Below are 16,000 nucleotides of genomic sequence, written 5' to 3' on the forward strand. Positions count from 1 at the left end.
CATCGTTACCATGCGTGGACGCACATTCCGACGACCACTGACGACGACGAGGGACGGACGAGCGCGTGGCCGAGGCGGCAGACTTCCAGGGGACCAGTGCCTCACCTGCCCGCCGCTGGCTGCGGCGTACCGGGGCTCTGCTCGCCGGTGCGCCCCTGCTGGCCGGACTCCTCCAGTTGCCCGCCGCGACGCCGGCGGACGCGGCCGGACAGGAGTCCCCGCAGGTTGCCTCCAGCGCGGGTTCGGTATCGGTCGCGGTCGACTCGCTCAGCCCCAGCGCCCCCTCCGAGGGGGACACGGTCACCGTGTCGGGCACGGTGACCAACAACGGGAAGCAGACGGTCACCGGCGCCCACGTCGACCTGCAGGTGGGGCCCCCACTCGAAACCCGCTCGGCGATCGACACCCTCGCCAAGAAGAGCGACGACCTCCAGGGCCCCTCCGGCGAGAAGGTCGGCGGCAAGTACACCGAGAAGTTCCCCGCGCTCACCCCCGGCGTCGCGGAACCCTTCAGCATCTCGGTGCCGGCCGACAAGCTCGACCTCGGAGACGACGGCGTCTACCAGCTGGCCGTCGCGCTCTCCGGGAAGACCTCGGCGCAGCCCTGGGAGCAGGTTCTCGGCATCCAGCGCACGTTCCTGCCGTGGCAGCCGGAAGAAGCGGGCACCAGGACGAAGACCACCTTCCTGTGGCCGCTGATCTCCAGCGCCCACATGGCGGCCGAGACGGGGTCGAACGAGCAGCAGACGCCGGTCTTCCGTGACGACGAACTCGCCGAGGAGATCGCCCCCGGCGGCCGTCTCGACCAGATGGTGTCGCTGGGCAAGGGCCTCGACGTCACCTGGGTGGTCGACCCGGACCTGCTGGCGTCAGTCGACGCGATGACGGGGAGCTACCAAGTCCGCACCGCGGACGGCAGCACCACTCCCGGCAAGAACCAGGAGATCGCCAAGCACTGGCTGGCCGAGCTCCAGCAGGCGGTCACCGGCGAAGAGGTGGCCGCCCTGCCCTTCGGCGACCCCGACCTGGCCTCCCTCGCCCACAACGGCACGAACGTCACCGGCTCGCTGAACCACCTCAAGGAGGCCACCGACGCCGCCGACGAGACGGTGGACACGATCCTCCACGTGAAACCGTCCACGGACTTCGTCTGGCCGGTGGACGGCGCCGTCGACCCGTCGATCGTGAAGGTCGCCACATCCGCAGGCGCCGACAAGGTCATCACCCGCAGCGACAGCCTCCAGGACAACCTGTCGTACACGCCCTCCGCGGCCCGGCCCATCGGCGGCGGCACCACGGCGGTCGTCGCGGACTCCCGGATGTCCACAGCGTTCCAGGGCGATCTCACCAGGGCCTCCGCCTCCACACTCGCCGTGCAGCGCTTCCTGGCCCAGAGCCTCACGCTCGGCCTGCAGACCGGCAAGCAGCGCAGCGTCGTCGTGGCTCCGCAGCGCATGCCGTCCGTGAACCAGGCGCAGGCCATGGCCGAGGCGCTGGCGGCCCTCCAGGGCGGGAACTGGTCCGAGTCTCAGGACCTCACGGCCGCCGCCAAGGCCAAGCCGGACCCCGCTGCCAACACGAAGGTGCCGCCTGCCTCCGCATACCCCCCCTCGCTGCGCAAGCAGGAGCTGCCCCGGGCCGCCTTCGAGCAGATCGCCAGGACCCAGCGCAAGCTCGACAAGTTCAAGGTCATCCTCACCCGCCAGTCGCGAGTCGTGACCCCCTTCGGGCGGGCCATGAACCGCGAGATGTCCACGTCGTGGCGCGGGCGGGGCGTCGCGGCGGTGGGATACCGCGATGGCATCGAGTCGTACCTCAACGGACTCATCGACGGCGTCAAGCTGATCCAGAAGTCCGAGACCAAGCTCTCCGGCCGCAGCGCCATGATCCCTGTGACCGTCCAGAACAACCTCGTCCAAGGCGTCGAGCGCCTGAAGCTGCGGCTCACGTCACAGAACCCCACGCGACTCAAGATCGGCGGAGACGCCTACGAGGAGCAGCCCGTCACCGTCAACGGCGGCCACGCCCAGTCGGTGAAGTTCACCACGTCGGCCAACGCCAACGGACAGGCGAAGGTCGTCGCCCAGCTGTACACGGAGGACGGCCAGAGGTACGGCGCCCCGGTCGCCTTCGACGTCAGGGTCACCGAGGTCACGCCCACGGTGATGCTGGTCATCGGCGGTGGTGTCCTGCTCCTGGTCCTCGCGGGCTTCCGGATGTACACGCAGCGCAAGCGCGCCGCCGCCCGTGAGGCCGCGGAGGACGACACGGCCGAGGCGGGCGACGACACCGACGGCGCGCGGAGCCAGGCCGACGCCCCGCAGAACCCGGAGACCTCCGACGCACGTCTTGAGCAGGAGACCGAGGCGGAATCCCGGGCGGACGGCCCGGAGCAGCCGAGTGACCCGGCCCCGGACACCGCAGCGGAAAGCGCCGGCCCGTCCGGCACGGGTGAGAGAGTGGACCGTTGAGAAGTCGTGGCCGGTGGGCCCGGGACGATGAGGTGGGGTAACCATGAACGCGCCGTACGACGGTGACCGCGGTCGTGCCGCGGGCAGCCCGGGCCACCCCGATGCGGGCGGGCCCGAGGGTTCACCGCCCGAGCACGGCCAGGTGCCGCCGCAGCCGCCCGCGGACATGTACCTCCAGGACGCCTACGGCCAGGATCCCTACCGGGCCCAGGACCTCTCCGCCCAGGACCCCGTCGGCGAGGCGCTGTACGACCGCGCCGCGCACCCGCCGCCCGCTCCCGGCACGTACCAGCCGCAGCAGCAGCTGTACGGCCAGCCGCCGCAGTCGCCGTACGCGCCCGACCCGCAGGTGTGGGCGCAGACGCCCGCACCGGAGCCGGAGGGCCCCACGCGGCACCTGCCGTACGGCGACGACCCCCGCACCACCCAGTTCGTGGGAGTGGACGATCTCGTCTCCCAGGCGGGTGAGCCGCGCCAGGAGCCGGACGCGTTCGCACATCTCTTCCGGGACCAGCAGCAGAGCAGCGGCCACCCGTCGTACGACCCGCCGTCGGTGCCCGGCCCCTCCCCGGCTCCGGGGCAGACGGCACAGGGCCCGTACGCACCGCAGGACCAGTACGCGGCGCCCGGCCGGGCCGCGGCGACACCGCCCCTCGTGGACGAGGCGCCCGCCCCCGAGCCCACCGCCTCGTCCGCCCCCACGAAGGGTGGCCGTGCCGCGGGCCTCATGAAATCCAGCGCCGTGATGGCGGCGGGCACGATGGTCTCCCGCCTGACCGGCTTCATCCGCTCGGCGCTGATCGTGTCCGCTCTGGGCGTGGGTCTCCTCGGTGACACCTTCCAGGTCGCCTACCAACTGCCGACGATGATCTACATCCTCACCGTCGGCGGCGGCCTCAACTCCGTCTTCGTGCCGCAGCTCGTGCGCGCCATGAAGGAGGACGACGACGGCGGCGAGGCCTACGCCAACCGCCTGCTCACCCTGGTCATCGTGACGCTCGGCGCACTCACCGCTCTCTCGGTCCTCGGCGCGCCGCTCCTGATCCGCCTGCTGTCCAACGGGGTCGCCAGCGACCCGGCCGCCAACCAGGTCGCCGTCACCTTCGCCCAGTACTTCCTGCCCACGATCTTCTTCATGGGCATCCACGTGGTGATGGGCCAGATCCTCAACGCCCGCGGCAAGTTCGGCGCCATGATGTGGACCCCGGTCCTGAACAACATCGTCATCATCGTGACGCTGGGCATGTTCATCTACGTCTACGGCACCGCGGCCGACTCCGGGATGAAGGCCACCACCATTCCGCCCGAGGGGCAGCGCCTGCTGGGCATCGGCGTCCTGCTCGGCCTCGTGGTCCAGGCGCTGGCGATGATCCCCTACCTGCGCGAGACCGGTTTCCGGCTGCGGCTGCGCTTCGACTGGAAGGGCCAGGGCCTCGGCAAGGCCGTCACGCTGGCCAAGTGGACGGTCCTGTTCGTCCTCGCCAACCAGGCGGGCGCCATGATCGTCATCCAGCTGTCCACCGCCGCGGGCAAGGCTTCGCCGGTCGACGGCACCGGCTTCGCCGCCTACGCCAACGCCCAGCTGATCTGGGGCCTGCCGCAGGCCATCATCACGGTCTCCCTCATGGCCGCCCTGCTGCCGCGCCTGTCCCGCTCGGCAGCCGAGGGCGACGGGGGCGCCGTCCGCGACGACATCTCCCAGGGCCTGCGCACCACGGCGGTCGCGATCGTGCCGATCGCGTTCGGGTTCCTCTCCCTCGGCATCCCGATGTGCACGCTGATGTTCGGCTCCTCCGGCACCAGCGAGGCCACCAACATGGGCTTCATGCTGATGGCGTTCGGGCTCGGCCTGATCCCGTACTCGGTGCAGTACGTGGTCCTGCGCGCCTTCTACGCGTACGAGGACACCCGAACTCCCTTCTACAACACGGTCATCGTGGCCGCGGTCAACGCGGGCGCCTCGGCGGTCTGCTACTTCGTCATCCCGTCCCGCTGGGCCGTGGTCGGCATGGCCGCCTCGTACGGCCTGGCCTACGCGATCGGCGTCGGCGTCGCCTGGCGCCGGTTGCGCAAGCGCCTCGGCGGGGACCTCGACGGCGCCCGGGTCCTGCGGACATACGCCCGGCTGTGCATCGCGTCGGTCCCGGCCGCCCTGATCAGCGGCGCGGCCTGCTACGGCATCGGACATTCGCTCGGCCAAGGCCCCGCGGGATCGCTCGCCGCCGTCCTGGCGGGCGGCGCCGTGCTGCTCGGTATCTTCTTCGTCGCCGCCCGCCGCATGCGCATCGAGGAACTCAACTCGCTGGTCGGCATGGTCCGCGGACGCCTGGGACGCTGAGTCGGGGGGTAGGCGCACAACCATCGTCAGCCACCGCGTGTCGTGCATAGCGGCGGACTGTGGGCACAATTGGTTTCGGCTTCGGGCGGCGCGCAATGAATGCCGGCCGGCGCGCAATGGATGGGGAGGCAGGAACGACGGTGGCGGAACGGAGTACGGCTGCCGTCGACGTGGCAGACAACAGCGACGACACGTCGCTGACCGCACAGGCGGACCAGTCCACGGCCGACGGGGTGGCCAAGAACCGGGAGCGGGACACGGACAGCGACGAGGTACAGGAGAGCACCCGGACCGACGGTGCCGGCACGACCTCGCCGCCCGAACTGCACAGTGGTCACAAACTGGCCAGACGCTACCGCCTCGAGGAGTGCGTCACCCGTCTGGACGGTTTCAGCAGCTGGCGTGCCGTGGACGAGAAGCTCCGCCGTGCCGTAGGCGTGCACATCCTGCCCGCCGACCACTCGCGGGCCCGCTCCGTCCTGGCGGCCGCCCGCTCCTCCGCCCTCCTCGGTGACCCTCGCTTCGTCCAGGTGCTGGACGCGGTGGAGGAGAACGACGTCGTCTACGTCGTCCACGAGTGGCTCCCCGACGCGACGGAACTGACCACGCTCCTCGCCTCCGGGCCCCTGGAGCCCTACGACGCGTACCAGATGGTCAGTCAGGTCTCCTCGGCCATGGCCGCAGCCCATCGTGAGGGCCTCGCCCATCTGCGGCTGAACCCCAACGCCGTACTGCGCGCCTCGACCGGACAGTGGCGCATCCGCGGCCTCGCCGTGAACGCCGCCCTGCGGGGCGTCGCGTCCGACACCCCGCAGCGCACCGACACCGAGGCCATCGGCGCCCTGCTGTACGCGGCGCTCACGCAACGCTGGCCCTACGAGAGCGATGCCTACGGTCTGTCGGGCCTGCCGAAGGACATCGGCTTGATCGCGCCCGACCAGGTGCGGGCCGGTGTACACCGCGGTCTGTCCGAGCTCTCGATGCGTGCGCTCGCCAACGACGGTGCCACCGCCTCCCGGCACGAGTCGCCGTGCACCACGCCGGAGGAGTTGGTGAAGGCGATCGGCGAGATGCCCCGCATCCGCCCGCCGGAGCCGGCGTTCACCGCCCCGCCCGAGTACCAGCGCACGACGTACCAGCAGGGCACCTACGGCCGTCAGGGCCCGCACCCCGGCGTCACCCAGCCGATCACGTCTCCGCCGCCCCCGCTCCAGAGCCGCACGGGCAAGGCCCTGAAGTGGGCCGTCTCGGCACTCCTGATCGCCGCTCTGGGTCTTGGCAGCTGGCAGCTCGCGGACGCCCTGTTGGACCAGGGCGGCAAGAACGAGGACCCGGGCCAGACGCAGACGAACGACGGGAACGACAAGAGCCCGAAGAAGCCGGTCAGCAAGCCGATCGCCATCAGCGCTGCCCGCGACTTCGACCCCCTCGGGGATCAGACAGAGAAGCCGTCCGACATAGGAAAGGTCTACGACAACAGCAAGGCCACCTATTGGCAGACGGACTTCTACCTGAGCCCGGACTTCGGCCGCCTCAAGTCGGGCGTCGGCATCATCCTCGACCTCGGCAAGGCGCAGCAGGTCGGTAAGGTGACGGTCACGTTCGTGGGGGACACCTCGGTCGAGCTCCGCAGCGCGAGCTCGGGCGCGGGAACGGAGCCGACGTCCCTCAACGCCTACACCAAGGTCGCCGAAGGTTCAGGGACGACTGTTCAGCTCAAGCCCGGCAAGGCGCTCAAGAGCCGGTACCTCCTCGTGTGGTTGACGAAGCTGCCCTTGCAGCCGGACGACGGCAAGTGGCGCGGCAGGGTGGCGGACATCAAGGTGACCAGCTGACGGCATCTGCCTCGAGGAAGGAGGCCGATGGCAGACGGCACCGGATGTGACGGAGTGAGCGATCAGGATCTGCTCGCCCGCCACGTCGAAGGCGACCCCGATGCCTTCGGTGAGATCGTGCGCCGGCATCGCGACCGGCTCTGGGCCGTCGCGCTGCGGACGCTCGGCGACCGCGAGGAAGCCGCCGACGCCGTCCAGGACGCGCTGGTCTCCGCCTACCGGGCCGCCCACACCTTCCGAGGCCAGTCGGCCGTCACAACGTGGCTGCACAGGATCACGGTGAACGCCTGCCTTGACCGCGCCCGCAAGGCGGCCTCACGGAAGACCTCTCCCGTCGACGACACCGAGCGCCTGGAGCAGCTGCTGGAGCCGCACGAGTCGGCCTCGGCCCCAGCCGAGCGCAACGATCTCCACCGGCAGCTCATCGAAGCCCTGGGAACCCTGCCGACCGACCAGCGTGCCGCGCTCGTCCTGGTGGACATGCAGGGCTACCCGGTCGCGGAGGCAGCCCGCATCCTCGACGTGCCCACCGGCACGGTGAAGAGCAGATGTGCACGAGGAAGAGCCAGGCTCCTGCCGCTGCTCACCCATCTACGGCAAGACGGCAGCGGTGAGGGCAAGAAGCCGGGCGGAGAACGGAACCGGACGCAGGGCCCGGCCGTCCCACCGGCAGCGGACCCGTCCCGAGCGGGATCCCCGGACACAGGACCGAGCGACTCAGCTGCAGTAAAGGGCGGAGGTGGACGAGCGTGACGTCGACGACAGACATGGCCGGGCACCCGGACGTCGCGGAGATCTCCGACCTCGCCGAGGGGCTCCTCCCGCCGTCCCGGACCACCGACCTGCGCCGCCACCTGGACGAGTGTGAACTCTGCGCGGATGTGTACGCCTCCCTGGAGGAGATCCGGGGGCTGCTCGGGACGCTGCCGGGACCGCCGCGTATGCCCGCCGACGTCGCGGGCCGTATCGATGCCGCTCTCGCCGCCGAGGCCCTGCTGAACGCCGGCGGCCCGGAATCCCAGGAGAGCCCGGAGCCGGAGACTGCTCCCGGTTCCGGCGCTGCCGGTGCCCCGTCCGGGGACCACAGCGGTGCGCATGTTTCACGTGAAACATCGACACGTACGGACCGGCCTGCCGACCGACCCGCCGGCCGCCCCCGGTCCTCCACCACCGGGCCTGGCCGCAAGGACCGCACGCGCATCGGGCGCCGCAGGGTCGCTGTCCTGGGGACCGTCTTCACGGTGGCCGCCCTGGGACTGGGCTCCGTCTTGCTGTCATCGCTCGGGGACAACAAGCCGCCCCATGACACGGCGGGCGAACAGCAGACCACCGCCGCGGACACATTCTCCGAAGGCAAGCTGCAGAGGCAGGTCACCGATCTCCTGTCCGAGAACAAAACCAAAGGCGGCGGTTCCCGCACCCCCTTCGGCGCAGCGACAGCCCCCGGCACCAACGAGCACAGGACCCTGAGGGAAGCCGTGGTCCCCGGCTGCGTCCGCGAAGGCATCGGACGCGACGATGCGGCCCTGGCCACCGAGGACGGCACCTACCAAGGGAAGAAGGCCATGCTCGTGCTGCTTCCCGACGCCTCGGACACCACTCGCGTCACCGCCTACATCGTCGACGCGACCTGCGTGGATCAAGAGGCGTCCGCTGCCGTCGGCAAGGTGCTCCTGCAGCGCACGTACCCGTCCGCCTGAGCGAGCGCTTCTTCATCGCCCTGCGGGGCACCCACAGGGCCTACCGCGAGGAGCCGGTTCTCCGTGTGCCCGGACACAGCGGGAATGCGCGCCCCGTAGGATCCGTTGGGTGGGGTGAGAGCTCGCAGAGAATCTCCCACCGGCCGAAGACGCAGTCCAGAGACGAGGAATCAAGCCGTGAGCGACGTCCGTAACGTGATCATCATCGGCTCCGGGCCCGCCGGCTACACGGCGGCGCTCTATACCGCGCGCGCGTCGCTGAAGCCGCTGGTGTTCGAGGGGGCCGTCACCGCCGGTGGCGCGCTCATGAACACCACGGACGTCGAGAACTTCCCGGGATTCCGGGACGGCATCATGGGTCCTGACCTCATGGACAACATGCGCGCCCAGGCGGAGCGCTTCGGAGCCGAACTCGTCCCGGACGACATCGTGGCCGTGGACCTGAGCGGCGAGATCAAGACCGTCACGGACACGGCCGGCACCGTCCACCAGGCCAAGGCCGTCATCGTCACCACCGGCTCGCAGCACCGCAAGCTGGGTCTGCCGAACGAGGACGCTCTCTCCGGCCGTGGCGTGTCGTGGTGCGCCACCTGTGACGGGTTCTTCTTCAAGGACCAGGACATCGCCGTGATCGGTGGTGGTGACACCGCGATGGAGGAGGCCACCTTCCTCTCCCGGTTCGCCAAGTCCGTGACCGTCGTCCACCGCCGCGACACCCTGCGCGCCTCCAAGGCCATGCAGGAGCGCGCCTTCGCCGACCCCAAGATCAACTTCGTGTGGGACAGCGAGGTCGCCGAGATCCAGGGCGACCCGAAGCTCTCGGGCCTGAAGCTGCGCAACCTCAAGACCGGTGAGATCTCGGACCTGCCGGTGACCGGACTGTTCATCGCCATCGGCCACGACCCTCGTACCGAGCTCTTCAAGGGCCAGCTCGACCTGGACGAAGAGGGCTACCTGAAGGTGGAAGCGCCGTCGACGCGCACCAACCTCACCGGCGTCTTCGGTGCCGGCGACGTGGTCGACCACACCTACCGTCAGGCGATCACCGCGGCCGGGACCGGCTGCTCCGCAGCTCTCGACGCCGAGCGTTACCTCGCCGCCCTGGCGGACGAGGAGCAGCCCGAGCCCGAGAAGACCTCTGTCTGACCTCTCACTACCCGCCCCACGCACCAACCAGTTAGGAGCCCTCCGTGGCCGGCACCCTGAAGAACGTGACCGACGACTCCTTCGAGCAGGACGTCCTGAAGAGCGACAAGCCTGTTCTGGTGGACTTCTGGGCCGCGTGGTGCGGTCCCTGCCGCCAGATCGCGCCGTCCCTCGAGGCCATCGCCTCCGAGTACGGCGACAAGATCGAGATCGTCAAGCTGAACATCGACGAGAACCCGGGTACGGCCGCCAAGTACGGCGTCATGTCCATCCCGACCCTGAACGTCTACCAGGGTGGCGAGGTCGCCAAGACCATCGTGGGGGCGAAGCCGAAGGCCGCGATCGTTCGTGACCTTGAGGAGTTCATCGCCGAGTAAATCGGCTGAACCGCCGCACCGACGGTGCATGTTTCACGTGAAACACGAATGGGCCAACCCAGCAGGGTTGGCCCATTCGTTTGGTTGCTCTACAGCGGCCGCAGGGCCGGCTCCTTCTGCACGGCACCCAGCAGCCGGTCCAACGCCATCTCGACGTCTTCCTTCCAGGAGAGCGTCGACCTCAGTTCCAGCCTCAGCCGGGGGTGGGCGGGATGCTGGCGGACCGTCTTGAAGCCGACCGCCAGAAGATGATCGGCGGGCAGCACACAAGCAGGTTCCTTCCAGCGCGCATCGCCAAAGGCCTCGATCGCCTTGAACCCACGTCGCAGCAGATCCTTGGCGACCGTCTGCACCATCACCCGGCCCAATCCCTGCCCTTGGTAACCCGGCACGATGAACGCGGTGATCAGCTGCACCGCATCAGGCGAGACGGGACTCGTGGGAAACGCCGTGGAGCGGGGGACATAGGCAGGCGGGGCATAGAGCACGAAGCCCACCGGCACATCGTCGACATACACGACCCGTCCGCAGGATCCCCAGTCCAACAGAACCGCCGAGATCCAGGCTTCCTTCTCCGAAGCTGCTGTGCCCGCCTTTACCGCGGCCTCACCGCTGACTGGGTCGAGTTCCCAGAAGACACACGAACGGCAACGCTTGGGCAGGTCCTGGAGGTTGTCCAGCGTGAGCGGTACGAGCCGGCGGCCCATGAAGGCTGATCCTCGCTTCCTTCGCCCGCCGCCGCATCGCGGGCGGCTGTCAGAGCGCTCCGTTCCCTGAGGAGACTGCCGATGAACCCACCGACCGCTCCCAGCCCCAAACCGGTGCTCACCAGTCCGGTGCGGCTCATGGTTCGCATGGCCCCTGCCTCCCTCTCAGAGGTGCTGCCAAGTGGCTGCGCCGTACCCGAACGCATCGTATCGACGATGCGATTCCATCGATACCGCCAGAAAGGAAAGAGCGGGCCACGTTCCGGCACACACCGGACACGGCCCGCTCTGTCTCCCGCACAGCAGATGCTCCTTGCCGGAGGCTCAGGACTCGCTCTCCTCGGAGTCGCCCTCCAGAAGACCCTGCTGAAGGACCGGCCCTTCGCCAGGAGCGAGTGAGCCGAGGATCCGCTCAAGATCCTCCATCGAGGCGAACTCGACGGTGATCTTGCCCTTCTTCTGCCCCAGGTCGACCTTCACGCGGGTCTCGAAGCGGTCGGACAGCCGCGTGGCGAGGTCCGACAGCGCAGGAGAGACCCGGGCACCGGCACGCGGGCCCTTGGGCTTCTGAGCCTTCTGAGGCCTCGATCCCATCAGGGTCACGATCTCCTCGACGGCTCGCACCGAGAGGCCCTCGGCCACGATGCGGTGGGCCAGACGGTCCTGCTCCTCCGGGTCCTCGACGGAGATCAGTGCCCGGGCGTGGCCGGCGGAGAGCACCCCGGCGGCGACCCGGCGCTGCACGGCCGGCGAGAGCTTCAGCAGACGCAGGGTGTTGGAGACCTGCGGCCGAGACCGGCCGATGCGGTCCGCCAGCTGGTCGTGCGTGCAGCTGAAGTCCCTCAGCAGCTGGTCGTAGGCTGCTGCCTCTTCCAGGGGGTTCAGCTGGGCGCGGTGCAGGTTCTCCAGGAGAGCGTCCAGAAGGAGCTTCTCGTCCTCCGTGGCCCGCACGATCGCCGGGATCGCCTCCAGCCCGGCCTCACGGCAGGCACGCCATCGGCGCTCACCCATGATGAGCTCGTAGCGGGCAGGTCCCACCTGCCGTACCACGACCGGCTGGAGGAGCCCCACTTCCTTGATAGAGGTGATGAGCTCGTGCAGCGCGTCCTCGTCGAACACCTCACGCGGCTGGCGCGGGTTCGGCGTGATGGAGTCGAGCGGGATCTCGGCAAAGTGCGCACCGATAGGCGCCGCAGGCGCGGCGGGAGCAGTCGGCTGCACAGGCTCCTCTGTTTCACGTGAAACAGTCGGCAGAGTCGCTACCTTCGCCGCGGCCACTCCACGGTCGTTCGGCAGGACGGGTACTGCCGCAGGGGATGTGGAGGCAGCGTTCCCCGCCGCAGCCTGAGCCACCGACTTCTCCGTCGGCGCAGCAGGGATCAGTGCGCCGAGACCACGGCCCAGCCCCCTTCGTCGCTCGCTCACTGAATGCCCTCCACCATGCTCGGGTCGTTCTGCTGTACGCCGATATGGGCGTGCGTCGCGTCATAGCTGATGCCGACGCCCTTCAGCGCGATCTCTCGTGCCGCCTCAAGGTAGGAGAGGGCACCACTCGATCCAGGATCGTAAGTCAGTACCGTCTGCCCATAACTCGGCGCCTCCGAGATACGGACGGAGCGGGGGATGCTCGTCCGCAGTACCTCGTCACCGAAGTGGGTGCGCACCTCGTCCGCGACCTGGGACGCGAGCCGCGTCCGGCCGTCGTACATGGTGAGCAGGATGGTCGACACATGCAGGGCGGGGTTGAGGTGCCCCCGTACCAGGTCGACATTGCGTAGCAGCTGTCCGAGGCCTTCCAACGCGTAGTACTCGCACTGGATAGGGATCAGAACTTCCTGGCCCGCCACCAACGCATTGACCGTCAGGAGACCGAGGGAGGGCGGGCAGTCGATGAGGATGTAGTCCAACGGCTGCTCGTATGCCTGGATCGCACGCTGAAGCCTGCTCTCCCGTGCCACCAGGGACACCAGCTCGATCTCCGCACCGGCGAGATCGATCGTGGCGGGAGCACAGAAGAGACCCTCGACGTCCGGGACCGGCTGGACCACCTCGGAGAGCGGCCTGCTGTCGACCAACACGTCGTAGATGGAGGGGACTTCGGCGTGGTGGTCGATACCCAGCGCCGTGGACGCATTGCCCTGTGGGTCGAGGTCGACCACCAGGACCCGGCCACCGTGCAGCGCCAGGGAAGCGGCAAGGTTGACGGTCGTCGTCGTCTTGCCCACACCGCCCTTCTGATTGGCGACCACGATGATTCGGGTCTGCTCGGGCCGTGGCAGACCCTCGCCGGCACGACCCAGAGCCTCCACCGCCAGTTGGGCAGCACGACCGATGGGAGTGTCGTCCATCGGAGGCGGTGTTTCACGTGAAACATCCGCCCCCATCGACTCGGTACGGGGACCGGGGACCGGATCGGTCATCGGTCCCGCGATGTTGGCGTCGGACCGCAAGGATTCACTCTCCTCGACTTCAGGCTCGCAATGAACAGAGCCTCCCATGTCTTCGGGGTCGTGAACCAGTGAGGCCTGTCGTTCTGTGGAGAAATCCACCTCTGTGGATACCTCAGGTCCCTCATCGAGTGACCCTAGAGGCTTCCGGTCGCGGGGTTCGGCCGCGGCGCGGCCACGACTGATGATGCCGTGCAGCAGTGAGCGACGTTTCACGTGAAACACGATGCACAGCAGCCGAGGCCGGACTGTCGCGACACTCCGGCTTGCATCGGTTTGGCAGCTTGTGTGGAGTACGTCTCGTCGTCAGGACGGATCAGCGCCGTCGGCGCGTCCGACCCGTGCGAGCCGCCTTGGCGCGCTTCGCGGCGAAGCGCACACCGCCGGGACTCTCCCCGACCTCGACCCTCACGACGGTGGACATCGGGTCCACCACACCCTCACCCACATGCAGGATCGAGGTCTCCACCGCACCCAGCTTGCTGAGCGCCGTCGACGCGCTCTTCAGCTCCTCCTCCGCGGTGTCGCCCTTGAGCGCGAGCATCTCCCCGTACGGCCTCAGCAGCGGGATACCCCAGGTGGCGAGCCGGTCGAGCGGCGCCACGGCCCGGGCCGTCACCACATGGACCGGTTGGATCTTCCCCATGACCTCTTCGGCCCGGCCACGCATGACGGTCACGTGGTCGAGGCCGAGCAGCTCCACGACCTCGGTGAGGAAGTTGGTGCGCCGCAGCAACGGCTCCAGGAGCGTGATCTTCAGGTCGGTGCGGACCAGTGCCAGCGGAATACCGGGAAGCCCGGCCCCGGAGCCGACATCGCACACCGTCACGCCGTCGGGCACGACCTCCGAGAGCACCGCGCAGTTCAGCAGGTGCCGCTCCCACAGGCGGGGCACCTCCCGCGGGCCGATGAGACCGCGCTTCACGCCAGCCTCGGCGAGCAGCTCGGCGTACCGCACCGCATCCGCGAAGCGATCACCGAACACCTCGCGCGCCTGCTCGGGCGCGGGGGGAAGCTCCGCTGCCTCCGTCACGGGGGACCGTCCTTCCGTACCGCGTCAGCGCACCCGGCGCCGACATCAGAACCACCAGAACTATCAAGCTGACAAAGTTCGGCCCCGCCTGCGCAACAGACGGGGCCGGAGAACGTAGGGGCCGATCAGGCGGGCAGCACGACGACGAAGCGCTGCGGCTCCTCGCCCTCGGACTCGCTGCGCAGACCCGCGGCCTTGACCGCGTCGTGCACGACCTTGCGTTCGAAGGGCGTCATCGGCTTCAGCTTGACGGCCTCACCGCTGCTCTTGGCCTCCGCGGCAGCCTTGGCGCCCAGCTCGGACAGCTCCGAGCGCTTCTGTGCCCGGTAGCCGGCGATGTCCAGCATCAGGCGGCTGCGGTCACCGGTCTCCCGGTGAACGGCCAGACGAGTGAGCTCCTGGAGCGCCTCCAGCACCTCGCCGTCACGGCCGACCAGCTTCTGCAGATCACGGCCGCCCGCGTCGCTGATGATCGAGACGGAGGCGCGGTCGGCCTCGACGTCCATGTCGATATCGCCGTCGAGATCGGCGATGTCGAGCAGACCCTCCAGATAGTCCGCCGCGATCTCGCCTTCCTGCTCCAGGCGAGTCAGGGTGTCTGCACCCTCGGCAGCGGCGGAGGTGGTGCCTTCCGTCACGGGATGGACTCCTTCTTACTTCTTGGACGGGGACTTGGGCCGCTGCGGACCCTTGCGCTGTCCGGACTGGGCCTTGCTGCGGGTACCGCCGGCGGGCTTCGCGCCGCCCTTCTTGGCAGCGGCGGCGGGCTTGGCGTCCTCGGGCTCGTCGGACTTGGTCAGCGACGTCTTCGGCTCGTTCTCACCAGCCGCCTTGGCACCGCCGGCTCCGCCGTGCTGACGCTGCGACTTGCTCTGCCGCTTCGGCTGCTGGCGCTTCGGAGCACCGGTGGCGGTGATCGTCGTACCGTCCTCGGCCTCGACCGCTGCCGCGCTGTCGCTCTTGATCACGGTGCCGTCGGCCTGGGCGGCGAGGTTGGCCTTGCTCAGGCCGTTGATGAACTTCCGCTCGAACTCGTTGCGGTCGCGGCCCTTGGCGACGATGGCCTTGACGATGGCCCGGTCGCGGCGCTTGCCGACCTTGTTGTGCTGCGTGACGTGCTTGGTCAGGCGCTCCAGGTACTCGGCCTGGGCCTTGGAACCCGGGGTCGGGTTGTTGCGGATGACGTACATCTGCTGACCCATGGTCCACACGTTGGTGGTCAGCCAGTAGACGAGGACACCGACGGGGAAGTTGATGCCGAAGACGGCGAACATGACGGGGAAGACGTACATCAGCATCTTCTGCTGCTGCATGAACGGCGTCTTCACCGTGGTGTCGACGTTCTTCGTCATCAGCTGGCGCTGGGTGAAGAACTGCGACGCCGACATCAGGACGATCATGACGGCGGTGACCACGCGCACGTCGGTGAGCGAGGCACCGAGCGCTTCCACCTTCGACGAGCTGTCGGTGAACTTCACCGCCAGGGGCGCACCGACGATGTGTGCCTTCTGCGCGCTCTGCAGCAGGTTCTCGTTGATCACACCGATGGTGTCGTTCGAGGCGATGCTGTTGAGCACGTGGTACAGGGCGAAGAAGAACGGGGACTGCGCCAGGATGGGAAGGCACGAGGAGAGCGGGTTGGTGCCCGTCTCCTTGTACAGCTTCATCATCTCTTCGGACTGACGCTGCTTGTCGTTCTTGTAGCGCTCCTGGATCTTCTTCATCTCGGGCTGGAGCGTCTGCATCGCCCGAGTGGCCTTGATCTGCTTCACGAAGAGCGGGATCAGGCAGATACGGATCAGGATCACCAGGGACACGATCGACAGGCCCCAGGCCCAGCCGGTGTCAGGGCCGAAGATGGCGCCGTACACCGTGTGGAACTGGACGATGACCCAGGAGACGGGTGTGGTGATGAAGCTGAAGAGGCTGGCAATCGTGTCCACTAA

Annotated in this window: 13 protein-coding genes; 7 read left to right on the plus strand and 6 right to left on the minus strand. The window is 68.6% G+C overall.

All coding sequences use genetic code 11. The features are described 5' to 3' along the window. The first annotated feature begins 65 nt into the window (after positions 1-65). From OO68_RS20680 to trxA, 7 genes are all read left to right on the plus strand, one after another. Positions 66-2,471 carry a DUF6049 family protein gene (locus tag OO68_RS20680; RefSeq protein ID WP_033309890.1) on the plus strand — a complete coding sequence of 802 codons (2,406 nt, stop codon included), beginning with the start codon at positions 66-68 and terminating at the stop codon, positions 2,469-2,471. Between the two features lie 43 nt (positions 2,472-2,514). Beyond that, entirely contained in the window at positions 2,515-4,809 is a 2,295-nt protein-coding gene (murJ, locus tag OO68_RS20685; protein ID WP_033309891.1) for a murein biosynthesis integral membrane protein MurJ, read from the plus strand. A 140-nt stretch (positions 4,810-4,949) separates the two neighbouring features. Next, entirely contained in the window at positions 4,950-6,644 is a 1,695-nt protein-coding gene (locus OO68_RS20690) for a protein kinase family protein (protein WP_033309892.1), read from the plus strand. Positions 6,645-6,671: 27 nt separating this feature from the next. Next, positions 6,672-7,397: an RNA polymerase sigma factor SigM gene (gene sigM / locus OO68_RS20695; protein ID WP_033309893.1), complete on the plus strand. Its 726-nt coding sequence runs from the start codon at positions 6,672-6,674 to the stop codon at positions 7,395-7,397. Beyond that, on the plus strand, positions 7,394-8,344 hold the full coding sequence (locus tag OO68_RS20700; protein WP_033309894.1) for an anti-sigma factor family protein: 951 nt from the start codon (positions 7,394-7,396) through the stop codon (positions 8,342-8,344). The genes sigM and OO68_RS20700 overlap by 4 nt, the downstream gene beginning before the upstream one ends. Before the next feature lie 177 nt (positions 8,345-8,521). Beyond that, entirely contained in the window at positions 8,522-9,490 is a 969-nt protein-coding gene (gene trxB / locus OO68_RS20705) for a thioredoxin-disulfide reductase (RefSeq protein ID WP_033309895.1), read from the plus strand. Positions 9,491-9,534: 44 nt separating this feature from the next. After that, the gene (trxA, locus tag OO68_RS20710) at positions 9,535-9,867 is read left to right on the plus strand and encodes a thioredoxin (protein WP_030847066.1); all 333 of its coding nucleotides are present in this window, start codon (positions 9,535-9,537) and stop codon (positions 9,865-9,867) included. 89 nt (positions 9,868-9,956) lie between these two features. On the opposite strand, the gene OO68_RS20715 is transcribed toward trxA, so the two are convergent. From OO68_RS20715 to yidC, 6 genes are all read right to left on the minus strand, one after another. Then, the gene (locus OO68_RS20715) at positions 9,957-10,574 is read right to left on the minus strand and encodes a GNAT family N-acetyltransferase (protein ID WP_033309896.1); all 618 of its coding nucleotides are present in this window, start codon (positions 10,572-10,574) and stop codon (positions 9,957-9,959) included. A 324-nt stretch (positions 10,575-10,898) separates the two neighbouring features. Beyond that, on the minus strand, positions 10,899-11,999 hold the full coding sequence (locus tag OO68_RS20720; RefSeq protein ID WP_033309897.1) for a ParB/RepB/Spo0J family partition protein: 1,101 nt from the start codon (positions 11,997-11,999) through the stop codon (positions 10,899-10,901). Continuing rightward, positions 11,996-13,072, minus strand: coding sequence for a ParA family protein (locus OO68_RS20725; RefSeq protein ID WP_078625390.1), 1,077 nt, complete (start codon positions 13,070-13,072; stop codon positions 11,996-11,998). The genes OO68_RS20720 and OO68_RS20725 overlap by 4 nt, the downstream gene beginning before the upstream one ends. Positions 13,073-13,337: 265 nt before the next feature. Beyond that, the gene (gene rsmG / locus OO68_RS20730) at positions 13,338-14,054 is read right to left on the minus strand and encodes a 16S rRNA (guanine(527)-N(7))-methyltransferase RsmG (RefSeq protein WP_033309899.1); all 717 of its coding nucleotides are present in this window, start codon (positions 14,052-14,054) and stop codon (positions 13,338-13,340) included. 125 nt (positions 14,055-14,179) lie between these two features. Further along, entirely contained in the window at positions 14,180-14,692 is a 513-nt protein-coding gene (locus tag OO68_RS20735; protein WP_033309900.1) for a Jag family protein, read from the minus strand. Positions 14,693-14,707: 15 nt separating this feature from the next. Further along, entirely contained in the window at positions 14,708-15,997 is a 1,290-nt protein-coding gene (gene yidC, locus OO68_RS20740; protein ID WP_033309901.1) for a membrane protein insertase YidC, read from the minus strand. Positions 15,998-16,000 lie beyond the last annotated feature (3 nt).

The organism is Streptomyces iakyrus (assembly GCF_000717055.1).
In the GTDB taxonomy this organism is placed as follows: Bacteria; Actinomycetota; Actinomycetes; order Streptomycetales; family Streptomycetaceae; genus Streptomyces; species Streptomyces iakyrus.

Excerpts from the sequence above, each read along its gene's own strand:
- murJ (WP_033309891.1), top strand. The coding sequence starts at position 2,515 with ATGAACGCGCCGTACGACGGTGACCGCGGTCGTGCCGCGGGCAGCCCG.
- sigM (WP_033309893.1), top strand. The coding sequence starts at position 6,672 with ATGGCAGACGGCACCGGATGTGACGGAGTGAGCGATCAGGATCTGCTC.
- OO68_RS20715 (WP_033309896.1), bottom strand. The coding sequence starts at position 10,574 with ATGGGCCGCCGGCTCGTACCGCTCACGCTGGACAACCTCCAGGACCTG.
- OO68_RS20725 (WP_078625390.1), bottom strand. The coding sequence starts at position 13,072 with ATGGGAGGCTCTGTTCATTGCGAGCCTGAAGTCGAGGAGAGTGAATCC.